At 50.5% G+C, this 20,438-nt stretch carries 18 protein-coding genes; 6 read left to right on the top strand and 12 right to left on the bottom strand.

Going from position 1 to position 20,438, the window contains the following annotated elements:
• A partial coding sequence (locus tag H6F90_RS07920) for a transposase (protein WP_190550225.1) occupies window positions 1–150 on the top strand: 150 nt, incomplete at its 5' end.
• A gap of 34 nt (window positions 151–184) precedes the next feature.
• Here H6F90_RS07920 and H6F90_RS07915 read toward each other — a convergent pair.
• On the bottom strand, window positions 185–1,012 hold the full coding sequence (locus H6F90_RS07915) for an FkbM family methyltransferase (protein ID WP_190551687.1): 828 nt from the start codon (window positions 1,010–1,012) through the stop codon (window positions 185–187).
• A 98-nt stretch (window positions 1,013–1,110) separates the two neighbouring features.
• On the opposite strand from H6F90_RS07915, the gene H6F90_RS07910 reads away from it, so the two are divergent.
• Entirely contained in the window at window positions 1,111–1,296 is a 186-nt protein-coding gene (locus tag H6F90_RS07910; protein ID WP_190551686.1) for a PCP reductase family protein, read from the top strand.
• Window positions 1,297–1,333: 37 nt separating this feature from the next.
• Here H6F90_RS07910 and H6F90_RS07905 read toward each other — a convergent pair whose 3' ends face one another.
• Both H6F90_RS07905 and H6F90_RS07900 read right to left on the bottom strand, forming a co-directional pair.
• A complete protein-coding gene (locus tag H6F90_RS07905; protein WP_242024380.1) occupies window positions 1,334–2,242 on the bottom strand; it encodes an SWIM zinc finger family protein in 909 nt (302 codons plus the stop codon).
• A complete protein-coding gene (locus H6F90_RS07900; RefSeq protein ID WP_190551685.1) occupies window positions 2,239–5,634 on the bottom strand; it encodes a DEAD/DEAH box helicase in 3,396 nt (1,131 codons plus the stop codon). The genes H6F90_RS07905 and H6F90_RS07900 overlap by 4 nt, the downstream gene beginning before the upstream one ends.
• A gap of 130 nt (window positions 5,635–5,764) precedes the next feature.
• On the opposite strand from H6F90_RS07900, the gene H6F90_RS07895 reads away from it, so the two are divergent.
• From H6F90_RS07895 to tpiA, 3 genes are all read left to right on the top strand, one after another.
• Window positions 5,765–6,331, top strand: a complete 567-nt coding sequence (locus tag H6F90_RS07895; RefSeq protein WP_199295771.1) for a GNAT family N-acetyltransferase — start codon at window positions 5,765–5,767, stop codon at window positions 6,329–6,331.
• Between the two features lie 316 nt (window positions 6,332–6,647).
• Complete coding sequence (locus H6F90_RS07890; protein WP_190551684.1) at window positions 6,648–8,798, top strand: polyribonucleotide nucleotidyltransferase; 2,151 nt, start codon at window positions 6,648–6,650, stop codon at window positions 8,796–8,798.
• A 208-nt stretch (window positions 8,799–9,006) separates the two neighbouring features.
• A complete protein-coding gene (gene tpiA / locus H6F90_RS07885; protein ID WP_370587970.1) occupies window positions 9,007–9,756 on the top strand; it encodes a triose-phosphate isomerase in 750 nt (249 codons plus the stop codon).
• A 54-nt stretch (window positions 9,757–9,810) separates the two neighbouring features.
• Here the strand turns inward: tpiA and H6F90_RS07880 are convergent, their stop codons facing one another.
• The gene (locus tag H6F90_RS07880) at window positions 9,811–11,631 is read right to left on the bottom strand and encodes a histidine kinase N-terminal 7TM domain-containing protein (protein ID WP_190551680.1); all 1,821 of its coding nucleotides are present in this window, start codon (window positions 11,629–11,631) and stop codon (window positions 9,811–9,813) included.
• A gap of 33 nt (window positions 11,632–11,664) precedes the next feature.
• Window positions 11,665–12,036, bottom strand: coding sequence for a response regulator (locus H6F90_RS07875; protein ID WP_190436450.1), 372 nt, complete (start codon window positions 12,034–12,036; stop codon window positions 11,665–11,667).
• Between the two features lie 190 nt (window positions 12,037–12,226).
• Here H6F90_RS07875 and folP point away from each other — a divergent pair, with 190 nt between their 5' ends.
• A complete protein-coding gene (gene folP / locus H6F90_RS07870) occupies window positions 12,227–13,084 on the top strand; it encodes a dihydropteroate synthase (RefSeq protein ID WP_190551678.1) in 858 nt (285 codons plus the stop codon).
• Window positions 13,085–13,107: 23 nt separating this feature from the next.
• On the opposite strand, the gene H6F90_RS07865 is transcribed toward folP, so the two are convergent.
• From H6F90_RS07865 to H6F90_RS07835, 7 genes are all read right to left on the bottom strand, one after another.
• Window positions 13,108–13,935 (bottom strand): SPFH domain-containing protein, encoded by an 828-nt coding sequence (locus tag H6F90_RS07865; RefSeq protein ID WP_190551676.1) that lies wholly within the window; start codon window positions 13,933–13,935, stop codon window positions 13,108–13,110.
• A gap of 90 nt (window positions 13,936–14,025) precedes the next feature.
• The gene (locus H6F90_RS07860) at window positions 14,026–14,481 is read right to left on the bottom strand and encodes an NfeD family protein (protein WP_370587969.1); all 456 of its coding nucleotides are present in this window, start codon (window positions 14,479–14,481) and stop codon (window positions 14,026–14,028) included.
• A 204-nt stretch (window positions 14,482–14,685) separates the two neighbouring features.
• Window positions 14,686–16,539: an alpha/beta hydrolase gene (locus H6F90_RS07855; protein WP_242024379.1), complete on the bottom strand. Its 1,854-nt coding sequence runs from the start codon at window positions 16,537–16,539 to the stop codon at window positions 14,686–14,688.
• Between the two features lie 196 nt (window positions 16,540–16,735).
• Window positions 16,736–17,452 (bottom strand): CAP domain-containing protein, encoded by a 717-nt coding sequence (locus tag H6F90_RS07850; RefSeq protein ID WP_190551674.1) that lies wholly within the window; start codon window positions 17,450–17,452, stop codon window positions 16,736–16,738.
• Window positions 17,453–17,589: 137 nt separating this feature from the next.
• A complete protein-coding gene (locus tag H6F90_RS07845; protein ID WP_190436460.1) occupies window positions 17,590–18,009 on the bottom strand; it encodes a secondary thiamine-phosphate synthase enzyme YjbQ in 420 nt (139 codons plus the stop codon).
• A 35-nt stretch (window positions 18,010–18,044) separates the two neighbouring features.
• Window positions 18,045–19,124, bottom strand: a complete 1,080-nt coding sequence (locus H6F90_RS07840) for a glycosyl transferase (protein WP_190551672.1) — start codon at window positions 19,122–19,124, stop codon at window positions 18,045–18,047.
• 15 nt (window positions 19,125–19,139) lie between these two features.
• Entirely contained in the window at window positions 19,140–20,351 is a 1,212-nt protein-coding gene (locus H6F90_RS07835; protein ID WP_190551670.1) for an aminotransferase class V-fold PLP-dependent enzyme, read from the bottom strand.
• Window positions 20,352–20,438: the final 87 nt, after the last annotated feature.

Here is a 20,438-nt window from a genome sequence, read left to right as displayed (position 1 = left end):
CAAGTCGTCTACTTACCGCCCTATTCACCAGACCTGAATCGTATCGAAAAGTGTTGGGCATGGTTAAAGGGCCGCATTCGCAAACAACGACGCAGCGCTACTAGTTTGCGTGAAGCGATGGAGACAGTCCTCAAGGAAGCCGCGTCCTAACTCCTGTGGCGACAGCTATAAATCCTCATGTAAACTACAAAGTGATTTTGATTTTGTTAAAGGGATTGTCTTTTGGCCCCCTAACTTCGCTCAAAGCTGTCTCAGTTTGAATCTCTGCAGGAATGCACAGCATATTAAGAGAGCCTAGATTTTCAAATATATTTTCCTGATTCTCGTCGAAGTTATTAGGGTTATACAGTGGGCAGAAATGCCACCAAAGACGGTAGTTAAGAGACTGAATGAGACTGATTAAAGCTTCTGAGTGTTCTGGACGGTCATTTTCCACATAAAGAAAAGGCCGTAGACGTTTAATTGTATTTAAAGCTCCACCCAATACCTCCTTCTCCATGCCCTCTACATCTACTTTGATTAAATGGCAGTGCTGTAAGTCCAAACTATCGATAGTTTTAATATCTACTTCCTCTCCATCGTATTGCCTGCCTAGAGATATCCCGCCGAAGTTTTCAGGATCTTCGTAATTAAGAGGGGGTAATTTCGTTGTGCCAACTTTCTGTCCTAAGGCTACTTGTTTTGCACTCACGTTAGTTAAATTGTTGAGAGCCAAGTTGGCGCAAAGGGTTTGAAAAACGATACGTTGTGGCTCAAATACAAGAACTAGGCCGTCCCGTCCCACAGCTTTAGCAAACACAACAGTATGAGCGCCTATATTTCCTCCAGCTTCAATGACTAAATTTCCTGGTTTTAAGAGTTGCTGAAAAAGTTCCACTTCAGATTCAGAGTACTCGCCATAAAAAGCAAGTGATCTTCCGATGAAAACGTCATTTCTGTTGTAGAGCATCATGCCGTGACGGCAGAGACGTAAATCATTGAGTTCTGGAAAGTGCTCCATTGTTTTGCTCATAAGTTTATTTTCACAAAAATGAAGAAATAACAAACGAAGCTATAAAAGATTGAGGCCTTGAAATAATTGAATACAAGACAAGCTAAGGAAGCAATTGTATGCGCGAATCCGATCTGACGGACGCTTTGAAATGGACTCCTGAAGCCAAAGTGAAACTTCAAAATATTCCCTTTTTCGTGCGATCGCAGGCACGCCAGCGGATTGAGCATTTAGCGCGAGAAGGGGAGATGGATACGGTGACGGCTGACCTAGTAGAGCAAGCTCGCTTGGAGTTTGGCCAATAAGGCCTATTTCAGCAAGGGCTGCCTGAACGGAACCTGATCAACTGCCCTCGGTATTCATCGCAGTCAGAACTGCTTGTTGGCTCACGGCTGTATAGATGGACCGTAGGTGATCCACGACGCCCGGAGAGGCAGGGTGAGTCGTCCCTGGGCTGGTCACAGCCTCTGGTTTTATAGCAATGGGACCGAGCACATCCAAAATGGTTTCTGTGCTGGGGGGTGGAGCAATAACTACCAAAGAAGGCTCTAGTTGTTCGCTGTAGTGCCAGAACTGCTCGATTTTGAGTGGTGCAACGGGTTGCAGGCGATCGCTCACCGATTCTTCTGCGGACGATTCTGCGGTTTCGTTGGGACTCGTGCTCCGCATTTGTCGCAGGGCCGCAATAATTTGCTCTTTGGTGCGACCTCGCAACTCAAACAGAACAAACGGATCTTCACTAAAGCGATCGCCCAACAGATAATAAACCGCTCCAATGTGCTTGCAAGGATTGGCAGGGTCGGGACAAGAGCATTTGCTGTGGATGTCGAACCGCGTCAATGGAAACAAGCTTAAACCATTGCTAGTAAAGACTTCTTCAATGCTTTGAGGCATTTCTCCCGCCAGTAGTTTGGCTGAAAAAATGGCTCGCTGCGACATGGTTTCAATCACATATCCCCATTGTTCATCGTCGAACGGATCGAGGGAGAGCGAGACTTGGTACGGCTCAGGAGCGGTGCCTTGAACTTGGGCAGATACCTTTGGCCCCTGGAACTCTAGTTCTAGAACATTGCCTTGCCGAGCGTAATTGCGAGCTCGTTCTAACCGTCGCCGCCAGCCAAAGGACTCTAGAACATCTACCCAGCGCTGTGCCCACCACTCGCGACTGGGCTGGAGAGAAACGCCATCGGCGGCAGTGGTAGCTTTGGGCGGTGGGTTGTTTTTAGGGAGATTAGGAGAATAGTGGGTCATTCGGCATCCTCATCAATCACAGCAGCGCGATCGAGCAGAAGCAGGTTGCGGAGTTGGTCGGTATCCAGCTCGGTTAGCCAATGTTCACCCGCTCCTACTACCTGCTCGGCTAAGGCTTTTTTACTTTCGATTAGTTCATGAATTTTTTCTTCCAGAGTGCCGTTGCAGACAAACTTATGCACCTGGACATTCCGAGTCTGCCCGATCCGGAATACCCGGTCAGTCGCTTGGTTTTCGACTGCTGGGTTCCACCAGCGATCGAAGTGGAAGACATGGTTGGCGCGAGTTAGATTGAGACCCACTCCGCCTGCTTTAAGGGAAAGAATGAAGATTTGAGGGCCTTGTGGATCTTGTTGAAAGCGATCGACCATTTCCTCGCGCTGTTTCTTGGAGGTGCTGCCGTATAGGAATGGAATTTCTTGCTTGAGCTGTTTTTGTAGGTGGTCTTGTAGCAATTTGCCCCATTCGGCAAACTGAGTGAAGATTAGAGCGCGATCGGCTCGGTTGGCACCTACTTCTTCACTCGTCGCTAAAATTTCTTCCAGCATCTCCTCCAAACGCTGAAGCTTGCCTGAACGAGCTTTAAAGGATGAAGTAGTTAGTTTTGCATCCTTCCTCTTTCCGCCTTCATCCTTCCCCAAATCTGGGTGGTTGCAGATTTGCTTTAGCTTCACCAGTAGTGCCAAAATCATTCCTCGCCGTTTAATGCCTTCAGCGCTATCAATCTCGGCCAAGGAAGCATCGACAGCCTGCTGATATAGTTTTGCTTGCTCGGCGGTGAGGCCACAGAAAATGGTCATTTCCTGCTTGTCAGGCAAATCTTGGATAATGCTGCGATCGCTCTTGAGACGGCGCAAGATAAAAGGTTGCACCAGCGATCGCAAGGTTTTAAGCGAGGCAGTATCGCCGTAACGCTCGACCGGAATCGCAAATCGTCGTTGAAAGAAGTTCTTTGGCCCTAAGTAGCCAGGATTGAGGAAGTCCAAAATGGACCACAGCTCCGAGAGGCGGTTTTCTACGGGAGTTCCTGTCAAGGCAATGCGAAAGTGGTTCTCTAACTGTCGGACTGCTTGCGATTGCTTAGCGTCTGGATTTTTAATATTTTGAGCTTCATCTAGCACCACTCCCTGCCAACTCACAGTTTGCAGATCTTTCAGGTCTCGCTGAATCAGAGCGTAACTCGTAATGACTAAATGTTGACCTTTAACAGTTTTAGCAAAAGCTTTACCTTTAGGACGCTTGTCACCGTGATGCACCATCACTTTGAGGGTGGGAGCAAACTTCTTTACTTCTCGCTCCCAATTCCCTAATACAGAAGTGGGACAGACCAACAAGGTCGGTTGTTCTAGAGCGTTTTGCTCCTGTAGATGTAACAAGAAAGCAATGAACTCCACGGTTTTACCTAAACCCATATCGTCCGCGAGGCAAGCCCCTAAACCCCAGCGCTCCAGAAATGCTAGCCATCCTGCACCACGGGCTTGGTAGGGGCGCAGTTCTCCTTTGAAAGTGGTGGGAGTGGCGATCGCTTCTACAGATTGACTGCCAGAGGTGAGGGCATTGATCAGCTCTTGCAAGGCACCGGAAGCTTCAAAACTCACAACGGGAAGCTTTTCAATCACTTGAGTGTCGCCTGTGCTAATTCGCAAGGCATCCTCTAGAGAGAGAGCCATCTGGTCTTTACGTTCTGCGAAGAAGTTCTGGGCGGCGCGGATATCTTGAGGACGCAGTTCTACCCACTCACCGTTGATTTCGACCAAAGGTGTATTGAGTGCCACCAACTGGTCGAACTCTGCTTTGGAAAGCGTTTGACCCCCAATGGACAAACCCCAGCGGAAATTCAGCAGGCTTTGTAGCCCTAAACGGCGATCGCCCGCGATAGAAGTCTCAGCTTGAATTTTCAGTCCGAGACGGTTAGCCCATCCTTCCTGATTTGCCAATCCAGGAGGAAGAATTACGCCGAAGCCGCTGTCTTGTAAACGCCAAGCTGCCGTTTTAATAAATTCGTACACCTGCAAAGCGGTGAGACGACAAAATTGAGGTCGTTGCTCGTGCAAGCTCGGTTCTAGCAATGGATACAGGCGTGAAGCGAGTCCTAAGCCTGCTAGTAGCGTTTCTTGCGGTCGCTCAATTGTGCGGCCTAAATACACTAACCGCTCCACTGGATTGCTCCAAATGGTAGGAGCACTTAGCAAAAAGTCGGCATCATTAGCTGCCTGCAAGAAATATTCCAGGAGCCATTCGGTTTGACCACTGACTGGAGGATGCAAATAGAAGCAGGTCCGAAACCGTCGCTGCTCCACCAAATAATCTTGGAGTGGAGCTGTCCAGGTCTGTAAAGCGGATTCTAAACGTCCTACGGTCGTTGGATCGGTTGCGACTAAACCAGATTCAGTGCTTAACGCTTGAAGCCACAGTTGCAAAGCTGGGTCAATGGCAGCGTCTGGTTTGCGGCGATCGCCTGAAGCTGGCGTAAAAGTTGGAGGAGTTGCGATCGCTCTAACTTGGGCATCCAACGTATTGTTTAAGAATTCTCGAATTAAATCTTGCGGAGCTAGGGGTAAGTCTAGGGCTTGAAATTGAGACGTGGCTTGAGATGCAGCTTGATAAGTGCGGCAAACTGCAGGTAAGTGCTGACTAAACTTTTCTAATCGAGCTTGGTCAGTGGCACTGTCTAAAAGTACCTGCCAATGAGCAACTACTGTATTGTCATTGCTTTGCACCATCGGCAGAAACTTCGATCGCGCCAGCAAATCTAGACTCCAGCGAGCCATGTGGGACCAAAACCGCAAATCGTCACCCACAAACGAGTCTTCGGCACCAAAGGAACTCAGCGGCAAAGCCTGCAAAAATTGCATTGCAGCCAAGGGTGGTAGACAAAAGCCTTCGACTCGCCAAGGAGAGAGACAGAGGGCATCGGGTGTGACTTCAGCCTCACTAACTGCCGCAGCCGAATGTTGCGGGATAGCGGCTGTGGCTGTAACCCAGGTGGGCAAAGCCAAAACTTGCGATCGCCAGATGATCGCACCTTCAGCAGCGGGAGCAGGCTCAATGGCGATCGCAGTACTCGCAGCACGTTTACGAGAGCGTCCCATCGGAGTTGAGCTTGCTGCTGGAGACGCAGCAGCAGTTGGTAAAGTCCACTTGAGCTTGCCCGCTTGTTGCAGCGATCGCAGAAGATCGGCTAACTCGCTAGGTGCGATCGCGAAGGGATGCTCAGGAACTTGGTCAGTGGCAATGGCAGTATCTTCAGCAATCCGTCGCCACGTCTCACCCCAAACAAAAAAACAGCCTGTGGCATCCAGAGATAAGAGCTGCTCTCCTAGTTCTGAGGCACTCTGATGAGCCACATTTTTGGAAGTTTGCAGTAACCAACTACCGTGTAAAATTGCCATGCGATTTTAAGTTGCCGAATTTTATCAGGATTAAAAGTTGGAGTAAAACCTACCGAAGCTTGCCATCTGCGTAGCCATGACTTTCTCGAACTAAAAATTCTGGGCTGATAACTCTTTTGGTGCTCTCTAAATGAACATCCAGTTGCCGCTCTATAAAACGCTGCGAAATGGAATGTCAGCTAAGTTAGATCGGATGCAGCTTGCCGATCGCGAGTGGGTTCGGGAACTGTTGAATATTGTCATTATTGAAGGCCAAACCTATCCTCAAATACAACCTTTGAGCGAAAGTGAATTTGCAGCTTATTGGACGACTCATGATGCCTTTGTCGTGCGGGGGGTGAGCGACCTAGAGGGCCAAGACCTAGGAGGCCAAGAATTACCGAACATCCTAGGAGCGTTTTATCTCAAGCCCAACTTTCTGGGACGATGCAGCCATCTCTGCAATGCTGGGTTTATTGTGGAATCGAGTCTTCGCGGCCAAGGAATTGGGCGCTGGATGGGAGAGTCAATGTTAGCGATCGCCACTGCCCAAGGTTATGAGGCCGTGATATTTAACTTGGTGTTTGCCACCAACACCCCTTCCATCAGCCTATGGCAATCTTTAGGATTCAGCACCATTGGCCGAATTCCTGAAGCCGTACAGTTAAGTGATGGCTCTCAAAGTGATGCCCTCATTCTATATCGGTCTTTACGCTGATTGTGCTTACCAATAACTTGTTGAATTATTGCTCAAGCCGTGAGCATCTCTCGGCTCAGTTTCATGAGCAAGCAATGACAAAATCAGCCATCGAAGGCATGGTTTATACCTGCAATTTCTAGTGAACTCTCCACAAAAAATCATTAATTATTGTTGAGTTGAATGACTAAAGATTGAGGGCTAGGCGAGGAATTGCCTTGGCTAATTTATTCAAGCGATCGCCTCCAAAGACTCTCCTGTAAAGGCAGCACAAGGGTATCAGTGCTACGATTGCCACAGAAGAAAAAAATAAGAACAACAAAGGAACGAACGCTACATGGTAGAGATAGACAAGTCAATATCCTTTGATGGACGGGATATTCGACTTAAGGTTGGTTTGCTGGCCCCTCAAGCAGGCGGGTCAGTATTAATTCAATCGGGCGATACGGCGGTTCTAGTGACGGCTACAAGAGCCACGGGGCGAGAAGGAATTGATTTCTTGCCATTGCTGGTGGACTACGAAGAAAGACTTTATGCAGCAGGTCGGATTCCAGGCGGATTTCTCCGGCGTGAGGGTCGTCCCCCTGAAAGAGCAACCCTGACCAGCCGTCTAATTGACCGTCCCCTGCGGCCACTATTCCCCGGTTGGTTGCGGGATGACATTCAAGTGGTGGCAACCACCGTGTCCATGGATGAGCGAGTCCCCCCCGATGTGCTAGCGGTGACGGGAGCTTCCATTGCGGTGTTGTTGGCTCAGATTCCCTTTAATGGCCCAATGGCAGCCGTGCGCGTCGGTTTGGTGGGTGATGATTTTATTATTAACCCGACCTACACCGAAATCGAGTCTGGCGATTTGGATTTGATTGTTGCAGGCTCTCCCGATGGCGTGGTCATGGTGGAAGCAGGCGCAAACCAATTGCCTGAGCAAGACATGATCGAGGCGATCGACTTTGGTTATGAAGCGGTTCGCGACCTGATTCAAGCTCAGCGTGATTTGCTGGAGGAGTTGGGCATTGCTCTGGTGCAAGAAACGCCCCCCGAAATCGACTCGACGCTAGAAACGTTCATTCGCGATCGCGCCACGGCTCAGATTAAAGAAATTCTGGCCCGCTTTGAACCAGACAAAAAGGTACGGGATGCCGCTTTAGATCAGGTCAAAGAAGCGATCGCCAGCCAAATTGCAGCTTTGGAAGAAACTGATGCGGTACGAGTCGCCGCAGCAGCAAACTCCAAAGCGCTCGGCAACACCTTCAAAGACATCACCAAAACCCTCATGCGTCGTCAAGTGATTGAAGACGGAGTGCGTGTAGATGGGCGGAAGTTGGATGAAGTACGGCCCATTTCTTGTCGGACTGGGGTACTGCCTTCGCGTGTACATGGCACTGGCCTATTCAACCGGGGCTTGACTCAGGTGTTGTCGGTTGCCACATTGGGTACTCCTGGCGATGCCCAGGAACTAGACGACCTGCACCCCGACGAGCAAAAGCGTTATCTGCACCACTACAATTTCCCCCCCTATTCGGTGGGCGAAACTCGGCCCATGCGATCGCCTGGTCGTCGGGAAGTGGGCCACGGTGCCCTGGCAGAACGCGCCTTAGTGCCTGTCTTGCCGACTCAGCAAGAATTCCCCTATGTGATTCGGGTTGTGTCTGAGGTGCTGTCTTCCAACGGTTCCACCTCGATGGGTTCCGTTTGTGGCTCTACCCTGGCTCTGATGGATGCGGGCGTGCCGATTACCAAACCTGTCAGCGGTGCGGCAATGGGTCTGATTAAGGAAGGTGACGAAGTCAGAATTCTGACCGATATTCAAGGCATCGAAGACTTCCTGGGTGACATGGACTTCAAAGTAGCTGGAACCGATAGCGGCATCACAGCGCTTCAGATGGACATGAAGATCACTGGGCTGTCAATGGAAATCATTTCCAAGGCGATCGCCCAAGCCAAGCCTGCCCGGATGCACATCCTGGATAAGATGTTGGCGACGATCGATCAACCGCGTCAGGAACTCTCACCCTACGCGCCTCGCCTACTGACGATCAAGATCGATCAAGATTTGATCGGCATGATCATTGGCCCAGGTGGTAAGACGATCAAAGGCATTACCGAAGAAACCGGAGCCAAGATCGACATCGAAGATGATGGTACTGTCACCATTTCAGCAGTGGATGGCGAGAAGGCGAAGCGGGCCCGCAACATCATCCAAGGCATGACGCGCAAGCTGAATGCGGGAGATGTTTATGCAGGCCGTGTGACTCGGATTATCCCGATTGGGGCGTTTGTGGAGTTCCTACCTGGCAAGGAAGGCATGATCCACATTTCTCAGTTGGCTGAGCATCGGGTCGGCAAAGTAGAAGATGAAGTCGCTGTGGGTGATGAAGTGGTGGTGAAGGTCCGGGAAATTGACAACCGGGGCCGCGTCAACCTCACTCGTTTGGGCATTCATCCCGACGAAGCTGCTGCCGCGCGTGAAGCTGTGACCGCAGAATAAGCAACATCAAGTTTTAGGAAGCGAACTGGTACATCGGTTCACTGGCTATAACTCTTAATTCAAGCGATCGCTTTTTTCCTAACTGGAGAAGGGCGATCGCTTTGAGTTTAATTCTGGGCTAATACTTCACCTTAAACAGCAAGTCGAAGAAGAATAGGTAAAACTGCCCCCTCAAAGCCTTAAACTGGAGGTTGCATTTCGAAGTGTTGTGAGTTTGGCTGAAGCACCTGTGCGCAAAATCGTTATTGCTGGCAACTGGAAAATGTACAAAACCCAGGCAGAATCCCTGGAGTTTTTGCAAGGATTTATGTCCGAATTGGATGCAACCCCAGATGAGCGGGAAGTAGTCGTTTGCGCTCCGTTTACAGATTTAGGACTGTTGTCTAAGAGCTTGCATGGTAGCCGAGTTCAGTTAGGCGCTCAGAACGTTCATTGGGAAGACGTGGGCGCCTACACGGGTGAAATTGCTGGTGCCATGTTGGCTGAAATTGGGGTGCGGTTTGTAGTCGTGGGTCACAGCGAGCGCCGACAGTACTTTGGCGAAACCGACGAAACCGTAAACTTGCGCCTGAGAGCAGCCCAAAGGCATAACCTCACCCCCATCTTGTGTGTGGGCGAAACCAAGCAACAGCGTGACGCTGGCGAAACCGAAGCCGTGATCTTTAACCAATTGGCCAAAGACTTAGTCGGCGTTGACCAGCAGAATCTAGTGATTGCCTACGAACCTATCTGGGCGATCGGCACTGGTGATACTTGCGATTCAGCAGAAGCTAATCGCGTGATTGGGTTAATTCGTCAGAAGTTAACCAACGCCAATGTCTCAATTCAATATGGTGGGTCTGTCAAGCCAGACAATATTGACGAGATTATGGCTCAACCAGAGATCGATGGTGCTTTAGTCGGTGGGGCCAGTTTAGACCCTAAGAGCTTTGCCCGGATCGTCAACCACCAAGCGTAGAACCTAGCAACTATACCCAAGCAGGGCACCCACAAGAGGTGCCCCTACTGAAGATTATTCCAAAGGGGCGTCACTGTTGACCTGGGTCGGTAAGCAGATGGTAAACACGGAACCTTGGCCAAACTCACTCGCAACGGTGATGTCACCCCCCATCATTTGACAGAAACGGCGACTCAGCGATAGACCCAAGCCAGTGCCACCATAGCGACGGGTGGTTGAAGCGTCTGCTTGAGTAAAAGGTTGAAAAATTTGTTGCATCTGCTCTGGGGTAATGCCAATCCCCGTATCAGCAACCTCGAAGATAAAACAGTCTGAGCTTGTAGCTGCTCCTATAGCCAGGCTGGTCTGGCTTTTGTAGACCGTCAGGGTGATCAGCCCTTGCTGCGTGAATTTGGTGGCATTGTTTAACAAATTGCAGAGGACTTGACGCACCTTCATCAAGTCAGCCTGCATAGAACCTAAATTAGCCGCCAGGTTGATCTGTAGCTTGTTATCGTTCTCTCTCAGAGACAGGTAAATGGTGGCAACGACCTCTTCTACTAATGTCGCCAGGTCAAAGGTCTCGATATAGAGATCCATTTTGCCTGCTTCAATTTTGGAGAAATTCAGGATATCGCTGATCAGTGCGAGTAGATGATGTCCGGACCTGCCAATCGTCTCCAAACCAGAAGCAAACTCCTCATGCCCCATTTCTTGCAGTTCTTCTTGAATTAGCTCACTGTAGCCAATCACAGCATTGAGCGGAGTCCGTAACTCATGGCTCATGTTGGCTAGGAAGGTATTTTTAGCCCGATTAGCGGCTTCTGCTGCTTCCTTTGCTGCTTGTAATTTAGCTTCCGCTTGCTTCCGCTCAGTCACATCTCGCCAAACAATTAAGCGACCTGTTAAGCGACGGTAGGAGTCAGTCAAGGGAGAAATGCGTAGATCAAAGCAGCGTTCATCCTCGCCAGTGCCAAAGCTGATTTCGGTATGTGCTTCTAAAAGGTTGCCATACTCCTGTAGTAAATGCGGCCACTGGGCGAGCACACGCATGGCAGGTTGTCCGATCGCGGCGGCATTCCACCCAATCATTTGTTGCGCCGCAGGATTGAGGTCTACAATCCGATTTTGGAGGTCTAAAACCATCACGCCATCGCTCATGCTTTCAATGACGGCATCTCTAGCCACAGGCACAATGTCGAGCAGACGAAAGTGGAACAATCCCCAAGCTGTTGCGGCTCCTGTGACTGTGAAAGCAAATGGAGTGAGGTCTAAGTGAGGAAAGGGATTTAAGCGTAAGAGGTAGAGGGCATTAGCGAGCCAAGGCGCGATCGCCCCAATCAATAAAGCCCAAGCTTGCCCCCGATAGAGCTGAGGAGAACGCAGCAACGCTTGCACGACTAGAACCGTGCCCAACCCAGTTATGAGGTAGGAGTAAGCGGCATGGATCCAGAACCCAATGCCGTGGGTCACGCTCAGGAGGGTGTAGGAGCTAATTTGCTCAAGTTCCGTCTGGAACCAAATTAGCCGATGCCACTCGTTCGTCCACACCAGAAGTGACATGACCAGCGGTTCAATGGTCAGCAGGAGCAAGTTTCTCCGAGTCATCCACTTGGTTCGCCCTGTGTACTGGAGGGCAAAGAGTAACCAAGCTGCTGGCACCACCACAATTCCGAAGTACTGAACTTTCCCTGCTAAAACTTTGCTAGCGAGGTCGCTGCTGCTCAGTTCCCAGATATATCCGAGCAACCATTCTGAAACACCCAACATGAACAGGGCAAAGGTGTTAGCAATACTCGCAGAGCGACGCCGCCATGCCAGGTACACGAGGGTAATGGAGACCCCAGCGGCAATGAGGAGCGGAACAGCATAAGGAGTAGACTGCCAGCGCAGCATCCTAAAAAATCCCCACGTTAATAAAGGGGCAGCCTAAAGAGGCTTGTTCAGAAAAAAGTGCATTTTTTCTAGTAACTGATTGAAGTTAACTGGCTTCGTTTCGTATTCGTCGCACCCTGCTGCCAGACATCTTTCGCGATCGCCTGCCAGAGCATGGGCGGTCAGCGCGATGATGGGAATGGTGTGGGTGGTAGGAGCAGCCTTGATCTGTTGGGTTGCTTGCCAACCGTCCAGAACGGGTAGGCTCATGTCCATTAGAATTAAGTCGGGTGTCTCTGCTTGGGCGATCGCGATTGCTTGAACCCCGTCGGCGGCATGTACAACTTGGTAGCCGCGCTTTTGAAGCCGCCGTAACATCATAAAAGAATTCACCTCGTTGTCTTCAACGAGTAAAATTTTGGTCATATTTTTTTGCTAGCCTGCTGGCTCAAAAACGGCTAAATAACGGCTAAATATTATTGCTGTATAACTAAGCGTCTCTATATCTAGTTGTATAGCAAGATGCTGAAATGACCACCGAGTTCCTACGTGGATTGACTTCACCTTCAGAATAGTCTATTCGGTATCTTTCGCTACTGTATATCTAGTGACTTCAATGCTAATGCGTGCTACCTGGACAATTAGAAATAATCGCTTCGATTGGGGAGCACGTACTTACTTGATGGGAGTTCTGAATGTTACGCCAGACAGCTTTAGTGATGGTGGACAATTTGACTCCTTGGCGACAGCCTTAGAGCAGGCCAAACATTTAGTTGCGGCTGGTGCAGACATTCTAGATATTGGGGGGCAGTCTACCCGACCCCAAGCCACTGAGATAGACGTAGAAACAGAACTGGCGCGGGTGATTCCGGTGGTGAAAGCGGTGCGATCGCAACTGGATGTGCCAATTTCGGTAGATACAACCAGAGCGGTTGTCGCTAAAGCGGCGGTAGAGGCTGGAGCTGACATCATCAACGATATTTCGGGTGCAACCTTTGATCCAGAGATGCTATCTACTGTGGCTGCCTTGCAAGTACCTCTGATCTTGATGCATATCCGAGGCACCCCTCAGACAATGCAACAGTTAACTGATTACCAAGACTTAGCCGGCGAGATTCAAGCCTTTTTGCAAGCTCGCATAGAAGCAGCGATCGTGGCGGGAATTAACCCTGCCCATCTAATGATTGATCCAGGGATTGGCTTTGCCAAAACTTACTCGCAAAACTTAGAACTGCTGCGCCGCATCTCAGAGTTTCGAGCCTTAGGTTGCCCGATTTTGGTGGGCCCATCTCGCAAAAGTTTTATTGGTCATATTTTGAATCAGCCGGACCCGCAGCAACGAGTCTGGGGAACAGCGGCTGCTTGTTGTGCCGCGATCGCTGGCGGCGCTGACCTACTGCGACTGCATGATGTCCAGGAGTTGCGAGATGTTTGCCTTGTAGCAGATGCAATTTGGCGGCAAGAACTGGCTTAACTTACAGGTAAAACCTGCCTGAGTCAGGATGAAGCACCATTACCAGGGCCGCCACCGAGTCCCGGATCAAAACCATCGGGCGCGGTTGGTGTTTCCATCAAGTTCTCCAAAGCTTCGCTCAAAGCCTTTGGGTCCATGAAAATGACTTTGGAGTTAGGACTTTCACTAATTTTTTCATTGGCTTCTACATACCGCTGAGCAATTAGGTACTTCAGCACCTCACTCGTATTGGGTTGAGCTTGCAGCGCTTTCGCAATTAACCGCATCGATTCAACCGTGCCTTCTGCCTCAGAAATAGAAGCCCGCTTGCGAATTTCCGCCGCTCGTTGCTGCGCCATCGATTCTAGGAGGGAGGGAGGCGGTGAAATGTTCTGCACCTCAACCCGCGTTACTTTCACGCCCCAAGCCGCGGTCGCTTCATCGAGCTGATGCAGTAGGGTTTGGTTAATTTCGGAGCGAGATGAATAGGTGTCTTCTACTTTCATTTGGCCCAAAGCCGATCGCAGAGTTGTTAGCACCAGGTTTTTAATCCCCAACTCCACATCTTCTACCGAGTAGAATGCTCGCTCTAGTTCTAGAATCCGCCAATAAACCACCGCATCCGCTTTCAAAGCCACGTTGTCTTTGGTAATGGCTTCTTGGGGTTCTACGTCTAAGACTTGCTCCCGTACCGTGTCTTCCAAAACAATGGAGTCTACAAAAGGCACGATAAAGTTCAAGCCAGGAGTGAGTTTGCGGTGATAGCGGCCCAGACGTTCTACCAGCGCTTCGTTGCCTTGGTTGATGATTTTTACAGAGCCAACGGTATAACCGACAATGACTAAAGCTAATGCGGCAAGAATAGACTCCATAAGTCAATCAACTCCCGATGAGTGGGTTGGGCAGAAACGCAGAGCCAAAATTACTCAGACTACGACTTTTCAGTTTAGTGGTTAGTTTAGTCAGCTTGAGGAGAGTCTGTCTGAAATGTTAAGGTCCGGGTAGTTGGCAGGGATAACCAGGAGGGTGTTGCGTTGCCGCCCCACTACATAGACCCGCTGCTGGATTGCGATCGCCACATCTGGCAACTGACAGCAAGCCTGCCAAAGCGTCCCTTCATAGATGACAAGCCCCATTCCACCTGCCGGAATGGTAGTTCTGACCCAAGCTTCGGTATCGTGCTTGAGAGTTTTGGCTTCTTTCGGCATCAGCGATCGCATGAAACTCGCTAGGGTGAAGGACAGCACCCCCCATAAAATCATTTGGGCGAGGGGAGAAGGAACGCCAATGGTGGCGATCGCGGTAATGATGGCGGCGATGCCTAAAGCCGGGATGCTCGGTTCAGGAATCAGCGTCCCTAAGGCTAGACAGAGCATGCCGCCAATCAGCCACAGACTATGAGCAGGTAGAGTTGCCACCAGAAGTGACCAGTGAAGAGGGGATTTGGATACCAGCATTTGCAAGGGAGCTAGGCTACGTCATGCAGCGTCAATCGTGCAGCTCCAAGCTGGTTGGCAAGATAGTTCAGTTGCTAGATCCTACTTCCAGTGTACAAACTAGTGACTCGTTCTGTTGGAATGTCATCAATCGGGCTTTTGCCATCCTAATCAGCTAGACAACGATCAGCCAGAACCTGGACGACGCGAACCGAGTTGCCACGCAGAGCTGCCAAATGAGGCACTAACGGTGTAAAGCACTGAGTTACAAGCCACGAAATAATAGGCCAACGCCGAAACCTGCTGATTTACTTGAGTATTCAGTTGATGGGGTGGCAGAGCTGCTACCTTCATCCAAGGCGCTAAGCTGGCTGGTAGTTTTGTGTTCAGGCGTAGCGGAATTTGAGCTGTAGAGAGTGATTGGGCGTAGCCAGAAGTTAAAAACGGTTGGTATTGCTTGGCTTCTGGAGTCAGTTGCTTGATAAAAGCCAAACTCACTCCTTGCAGCAATTGGCGGAGATTTGCGGTTTCTTTGCCTTGCCGTTCTCGCACTAAAGCACTTTGGGTAATTAAGTCACTAAAATTCGCCGGATCACCCACACTCAGATGAGTTCCTCCGATCGCGGTGACTAAATATTTAGGATTAGGCAGTTGGGCAAAAGGTTGTAACTGGTGGGTTAGGGTTGGGGTCAGGCTGTCTTCTGTACCCGTCAAAATCAAGGTTGGCGTTGCGACTCGCTTCAGTCCTTCTGGCCCAAACAAACGACCAATGACAGGATTGAGGGCGATCGCCTGCACCACTCTTGGATCGCGCAAGCTCACCCGACGTTCTGGTAGATCAATAGCAGTACATTGCAACCAGTCGGCGGGAGATAAACCGAGGGGGATGTGCTCTTGGCAAAACTGGCGCAACCCGACCACATTCAGTTCCGCTCCTGCCAAAGCCAGGGCTGTGTACCCTCCTAACGAGTGCCCCATGACGCTAGCTTGGTTAGTATTCAGCTTCCCCCGCAAGGCACCAGGTTTTTGATTTAGTTGTGCCAACTGATCCAGCAAAAAGCTGACATCTCTGGGTCGCTCAACAAACTCGGCGGCTGAGAGTAAAGTATCGCGAGCCTGACCTGGTGAAGGACTGGCTAACCAGGCCATGTTACTGCCAGGATGCTCGATCGCGGCTACCGTCAGCCCATAGGAAGCTAAATGACGTGCCAAATAAGCCAGGAAAGTCCGATTCGCGCCAAAGCCGTGAGAAAGCACAACCAAAGGACCACTAGGGCGATCGCTCCAGTAAAGATCCACAGGAAGAGTACGCTGGCGTTGGCGATCGCGCAGCACCAGAGTCTTTTGCTCTACGACTTGAGGACCAGGCACCGCAGGGTCAAAGGCGGCGGTAAAGGCAGAGTCTACCTTCAACTCGCGCTCTAAAATGGGGCTGAGGGCTTGGCTTTCCCAGTAGGAAAAGTTGAGTTGAGAAGCGAGCGCCGCGATCGAAGTGACATCTACCGTCACAGTTTCTTGAGGAAATGCTCTCAAGATCGCCAGGACACTCAAGCCATCGACCTGACGGGCCGCCAGCGTAATCGCGGCTTGCAGTTGTTCTACATTACTACCCGGAATCGCCACGCCCAAGGCAGCTAGCATTCTTTGCCCAGCGGGGGAGCGCAACAGCTCATTTACGACTTGGTCGCCAATATTCGGGTCAAGTTCTAGGCGATCGGCCAGAGCGTTGCGGATATCAGGGGTCAAGACTAGCGCATAAGGTTTGAGTGCGGGAGACAGTTTTCCCGTCTTGGCAAATTCTTCTAAATCCGCGATCGCGATCGTCTGCTGAAAGGGGCCGAGGCGTAATGTGAGCCGTTCTGCCGCATGACTAGGGCTGGCAATACTGCAACTAAGCGCGACAGCAGCACTGCATAAGAGCCCTTGCATCCACCTTTGATAACGTTGTGGTAAGGCTGAATGGACGGCTGGGGAGGAGGCGACTCTCGGCTGAGGCCAGAAAAACTGCGGCATGTTCTCGAATGGCGACAAGTTCAACATCAATGAACTGCTAGAACCGCTTTGGCAAATGACTCTGGGCTATGCAAAAGCCTAAGTTTGCCAAAACACTTAGCAAGACAATTTGGTAGAAGGAATCTGTTGCGGGTTGTTCCCACCTGCTTTAAAGGTAGTAGAAAGTTGAAGCGTTTGATGTATTCCTGATGCCGAGCTGACTGAAAGATTGGTGAGAAATTGGTTAGGGAGTCGGAGCGGGTACCGCAAATTCTTGAGCTGCAAATTTGCGCCCGGAAACGGGGTCAATCACAATGCCGTAGCCAAATTTGACGTACTCTGGCTTCAAAATATTGTCTCGATGGCCGTTGCTATACATCCAGCCCTTCTGAAACATTTCAATATCTCGGTAGGTGAGTCCGACGCTAGAGTCTTGGACATAAATAATGTTCTCTCCTACGCCCACTCTCGGAGCCCCACCGATCGCGTGAAACCGCTCGGTCGGCGTGCGGCCCTCTAGCGAGTTGTGAGCAAAATAATGCCGATTCATCATGTCTTGGGCATGGAGTTGCGCGGCTTGGGAGAGCAGCGGATCTTCTACCAAAGTAGACAAGCCGTTGAGTTGGCGATCGCGGTTCATTACCCCTAAAGCAAGCTTCTGTAGCTCTGGCAAAGAGCGGGGCGCTGAAGCAGTCCAAAGAGTTGCGATCGGCAGGCCAATCTTCCAATTGCTGCCGCCAGGACCGTTATAGAGGCCGAGATGGAAAACTTTTTCCGGTGATAGCTCCGCCCAAAAATAGTGAGCATCTAACGGATGGCCACGTTGGGCCTGCTTGATGTAATGAAAAACGGGTGGAATCGTCCATAGGACTGCAAACAAGGCAGCGTAGCTTAACCAAACCTGTTTAGGGCAAGTCTTGCGCCACCTCGATCGCGAACTGCGGGAAGACAAACTTGACATACTGCGATCGCCCTATAGGATGGTCCATTTTCCGGGTTCATCCTATAAAAAGGCAGCTAGCAGAGATACCGTGAAAGCACCGTTGCGATCGCTGCTCAGAAATTTTATGCCCGTAAAAGTGCGACATTCAGCGGGTTTCAATCTCCAGTGATATGCACGACTAGCTCGCGGGTGTGACTGCGTTGGCGATGTTCCCACACATAAATGCCTTGCCAGGTGCCTAGGACTAAGCGTCCTTGAGAAATGGGGATTTGCTCGGAGCTGTGAGTTAAGGCCGTTCGAATGTGAGCAGGCATATCGTCTGGGCCTTCAGCGCTATGAATGTAGCGTTGGCTATCTTCGGGGACAAGCTTGGCAAAAAAGTTTTCTAAATCGCGTAACACGTCTGGGTCAGCGTTTTCTTGAATCAGTAAGCTCGCCGAAGTATGCCGCAAAAACAAAGTACAGAGTCCCGTTTCAATCCCTGACTCCGCCACGATCGCCTGAATTTTGGAGGTGATTTTAGCCAGCGACTTACCTGCTGTTGAGATGGTGACGAAACGTTGGTAATGGCGCATGAATTTTGAATAGCTGGTTAATTGGATGAATTAATTTACTGGGCAAAGTATTGAATCACCGCTTCAGCGATCGCCTGGTTGCCATCGGTTCTGACCGCTTCAGACTGACGCGGGGGTTGAGGTGATTGGCGTAAAAACTCCCAGTCGCTGTGTAAAAATTCATCTGGTTGCAGAATTTGATGCTGAGCATGATCCTGAATGCCTGCTAGCAACACGGGCGATTCGGCAAAGTCATCCCGCGTGATGGTAATAATGGGTAAGTTTTGACGGCAAGCTTCGGCAAAGGTGCTGTATCCCGGTTTGGAGACTAAACGGCCACACAGTGGCATAAAGTCAACCGGACGGTATTGGTGATCAGTGACTTGGCGTATGTTCGGTAAATCTGGAGCTTGGCGATCGAAGGTGATGAACTGCCAATCAGGAAAACGTTGCAAATTCTGATAAGGAATTTGATCCAGACCCAAACCACCGAAGGTGAGTAAAACGGTTCGCTCTGGCGGAGCAGTGAGATTAAACATGGCGCGCAGCTGATCTAAGTCAAAGCGAGGCGAGCCTCCGGTTAAACCCACATCGGTAATGGTGGGAAAGGCACTCATCGGTTCGTGAAAGGGTAGGCGAAACAGGCGATCGCACTGTTGGAAACAACCCCGAATCCAATCCGCTATCTCAACAAATTCACCGCCCCAAGCTTGATAAATGAAGTCCCACCCGAAGTTGCTCATCATCCAGCAAGGTACGCCTGCGGCTTGAGCAATTTTGGTAGCTAGAGGTGGAATATCTGCCAACACCAGCCCCACGCGATTTTGCTGAATAAAGTTCACTTCTGAGGCAATCAGCGATCGCTCTTGTGCCCGGATATGCTGTAGTTTTTCTAGCGTGGTAACTTTGTCCATCGTGATGCTGTCGCTTTGGATAATCCCGACATCCAAGCCACGGGGACGGTGAATAAAGTCACCACTCACATACGACTCCAGCAACCACCGGGGGGCCGTTGTCACCATTGCCACCAAAATCTCTGGGCAGAGGCGTTGAATTTCTGCCACTACTGAAGCAGCACGAGTGGCGTGACCAAAACCGTGATTGGTAATTGCCACATATAAAACGGGTCGCGACATGCCTAAGCTCTCCTCCTACCCCACCGTTTGACAAAACTGCTGCACGCCTGCTACCAAGCGATCGATCTCCGATTCTAAAGTCAGGTAATGCACACAAGCACGGACACAATCAGGATTCAAAATGGTACGAACCATTAAACCTTGGCTCTCTAAAAACTGAGCCAGTTGGCGGTGCGATCGCTCAGAAGCTTGATCTACCTGAAACGAAACCAAACCTGCCTCCGGTGGTGCAGTCCGCAAGCAATGCACAGAAGATAATTCCTTCAGTTGCTGCCACAGATAAGCACTCAGAGTTTGAATCCGCTGATAACGAGCTTCCACTGAACCCCATTCGCTCTGAGTCGCGATCGCCACTCTCAACGCAGGATACAAGGCATAGTCGGAAGTGGCTACCTCAAACCGTTTGCTGCCTCGTTCCCACCCTGCGGGTTGGCCATTGGCATCCGTGGTGATGCCTCGCCAGCCAATGAAGGTTGGTTGCAATGTTTCCAGCGCTTCTGGGCGCACGTACAGCCCACCCACACCTGCTGGGCCACACCACCACTTATGCCCTGTAAACGCATAAAAATCTACCGCTATTGCCGCCAAATCGAGCGGTAAAACTCCTACCGACTGCGCTGCATCCACTAAAACCCGTACCGGATGTTGCTGGGTCGGGTAGGCGTGGCAAGCCGCCACAATTTCTCCTAGGGGAAGCAACTGGCCCGTGTTCCACAGAATATGGCTGAGAACAACCAGGCGAGTATTAGCTGTTAAACACTGCGCGATCGCCGCCACCGGATCACCTGCATTCAGCGTTGCCATCAGCGGGCAAACGTCTACCGCTACGCCAAACCGACGCTGAATTTCTTGAACCACAGCGATGATGCTTTGATGCTCACAGTCAGTCATCAAAATGCGATCGCCAGGTTGCCAATCGATACCCCAGAGCGCAATATTGCAGCCTGTCGAGACGCTATCGGTCAAGGTGATGGTTTCAGCCGTTACGCCCAGCTCTGCGGCGATCGTTTGGCGAGTTTGCTGAGATTCCTGATTAATCCAGACATTGCTGCTATTAGAAAATGGGCCAGCTTGTTGCATATGCAAGTGCGCTTGCTGCATTGCTGCTAAAGCCGCTTGGGGCATTGGGCCTTGACCACCGTAGTTGAAATAAGCTTTATTCGCTAAGGCAGGAAACTGGTGGCGATGACGCTCTAGAAGGTGATGAACCGAAAGCGTACTGGTCATAGCGGCTCAAGTCATGGGGCAAGCCCTAGCATTTTAGCAATTTAAGTTATGACGACATGAACGTAGCCTTAGAATTTTCAATGGTTT

The sequence above is a fragment of the Trichocoleus sp. FACHB-591 genome (assembly GCF_014695845.1).
GTDB lineage: Bacteria > Cyanobacteriota > Cyanobacteriia > FACHB-46 > FACHB-46 > Trichocoleus.
The sequence above is the reverse complement of the archived record's forward strand: the minus strand, read 5'-3'. Positions and strand labels throughout refer to the sequence as shown.

Excerpts from the sequence above, each read along its gene's own strand:
- H6F90_RS07915 (WP_190551687.1), bottom strand. The coding sequence starts at position 1,012 with ATGAGCAAAACAATGGAGCACTTTCCAGAACTCAATGATTTACGTCTC.
- H6F90_RS07910 (WP_190551686.1), top strand. The coding sequence starts at position 1,111 with ATGCGCGAATCCGATCTGACGGACGCTTTGAAATGGACTCCTGAAGCC.
- H6F90_RS07905 (WP_242024380.1), bottom strand. The coding sequence starts at position 2,242 with ATGACCCACTATTCTCCTAATCTCCCTAAAAACAACCCACCGCCCAAA.
- H6F90_RS07900 (WP_190551685.1), bottom strand. The coding sequence starts at position 5,634 with ATGGCAATTTTACACGGTAGTTGGTTACTGCAAACTTCCAAAAATGTG.
- H6F90_RS07895 (WP_199295771.1), top strand. The coding sequence starts at position 5,765 with ATGAACATCCAGTTGCCGCTCTATAAAACGCTGCGAAATGGAATGTCA.
- H6F90_RS07890 (WP_190551684.1), top strand. The coding sequence starts at position 6,648 with ATGGTAGAGATAGACAAGTCAATATCCTTTGATGGACGGGATATTCGA.
- H6F90_RS07880 (WP_190551680.1), bottom strand. The coding sequence starts at position 11,631 with ATGCTGCGCTGGCAGTCTACTCCTTATGCTGTTCCGCTCCTCATTGCC.
- H6F90_RS07875 (WP_190436450.1), bottom strand. The coding sequence starts at position 12,036 with ATGACCAAAATTTTACTCGTTGAAGACAACGAGGTGAATTCTTTTATG.
- folP (WP_190551678.1), top strand. The coding sequence starts at position 12,227 with ATGCTAATGCGTGCTACCTGGACAATTAGAAATAATCGCTTCGATTGG.
- H6F90_RS07865 (WP_190551676.1), bottom strand. The coding sequence starts at position 13,935 with ATGGAGTCTATTCTTGCCGCATTAGCTTTAGTCATTGTCGGTTATACC.
- H6F90_RS07855 (WP_242024379.1), bottom strand. The coding sequence starts at position 16,539 with ATGTTGAACTTGTCGCCATTCGAGAACATGCCGCAGTTTTTCTGGCCT.
- H6F90_RS07850 (WP_190551674.1), bottom strand. The coding sequence starts at position 17,452 with ATGTCAAGTTTGTCTTCCCGCAGTTCGCGATCGAGGTGGCGCAAGACT.
- H6F90_RS07845 (WP_190436460.1), bottom strand. The coding sequence starts at position 18,009 with ATGCGCCATTACCAACGTTTCGTCACCATCTCAACAGCAGGTAAGTCG.
- H6F90_RS07840 (WP_190551672.1), bottom strand. The coding sequence starts at position 19,124 with ATGTCGCGACCCGTTTTATATGTGGCAATTACCAATCACGGTTTTGGT.
- H6F90_RS07835 (WP_190551670.1), bottom strand. The coding sequence starts at position 20,351 with ATGACCAGTACGCTTTCGGTTCATCACCTTCTAGAGCGTCATCGCCAC.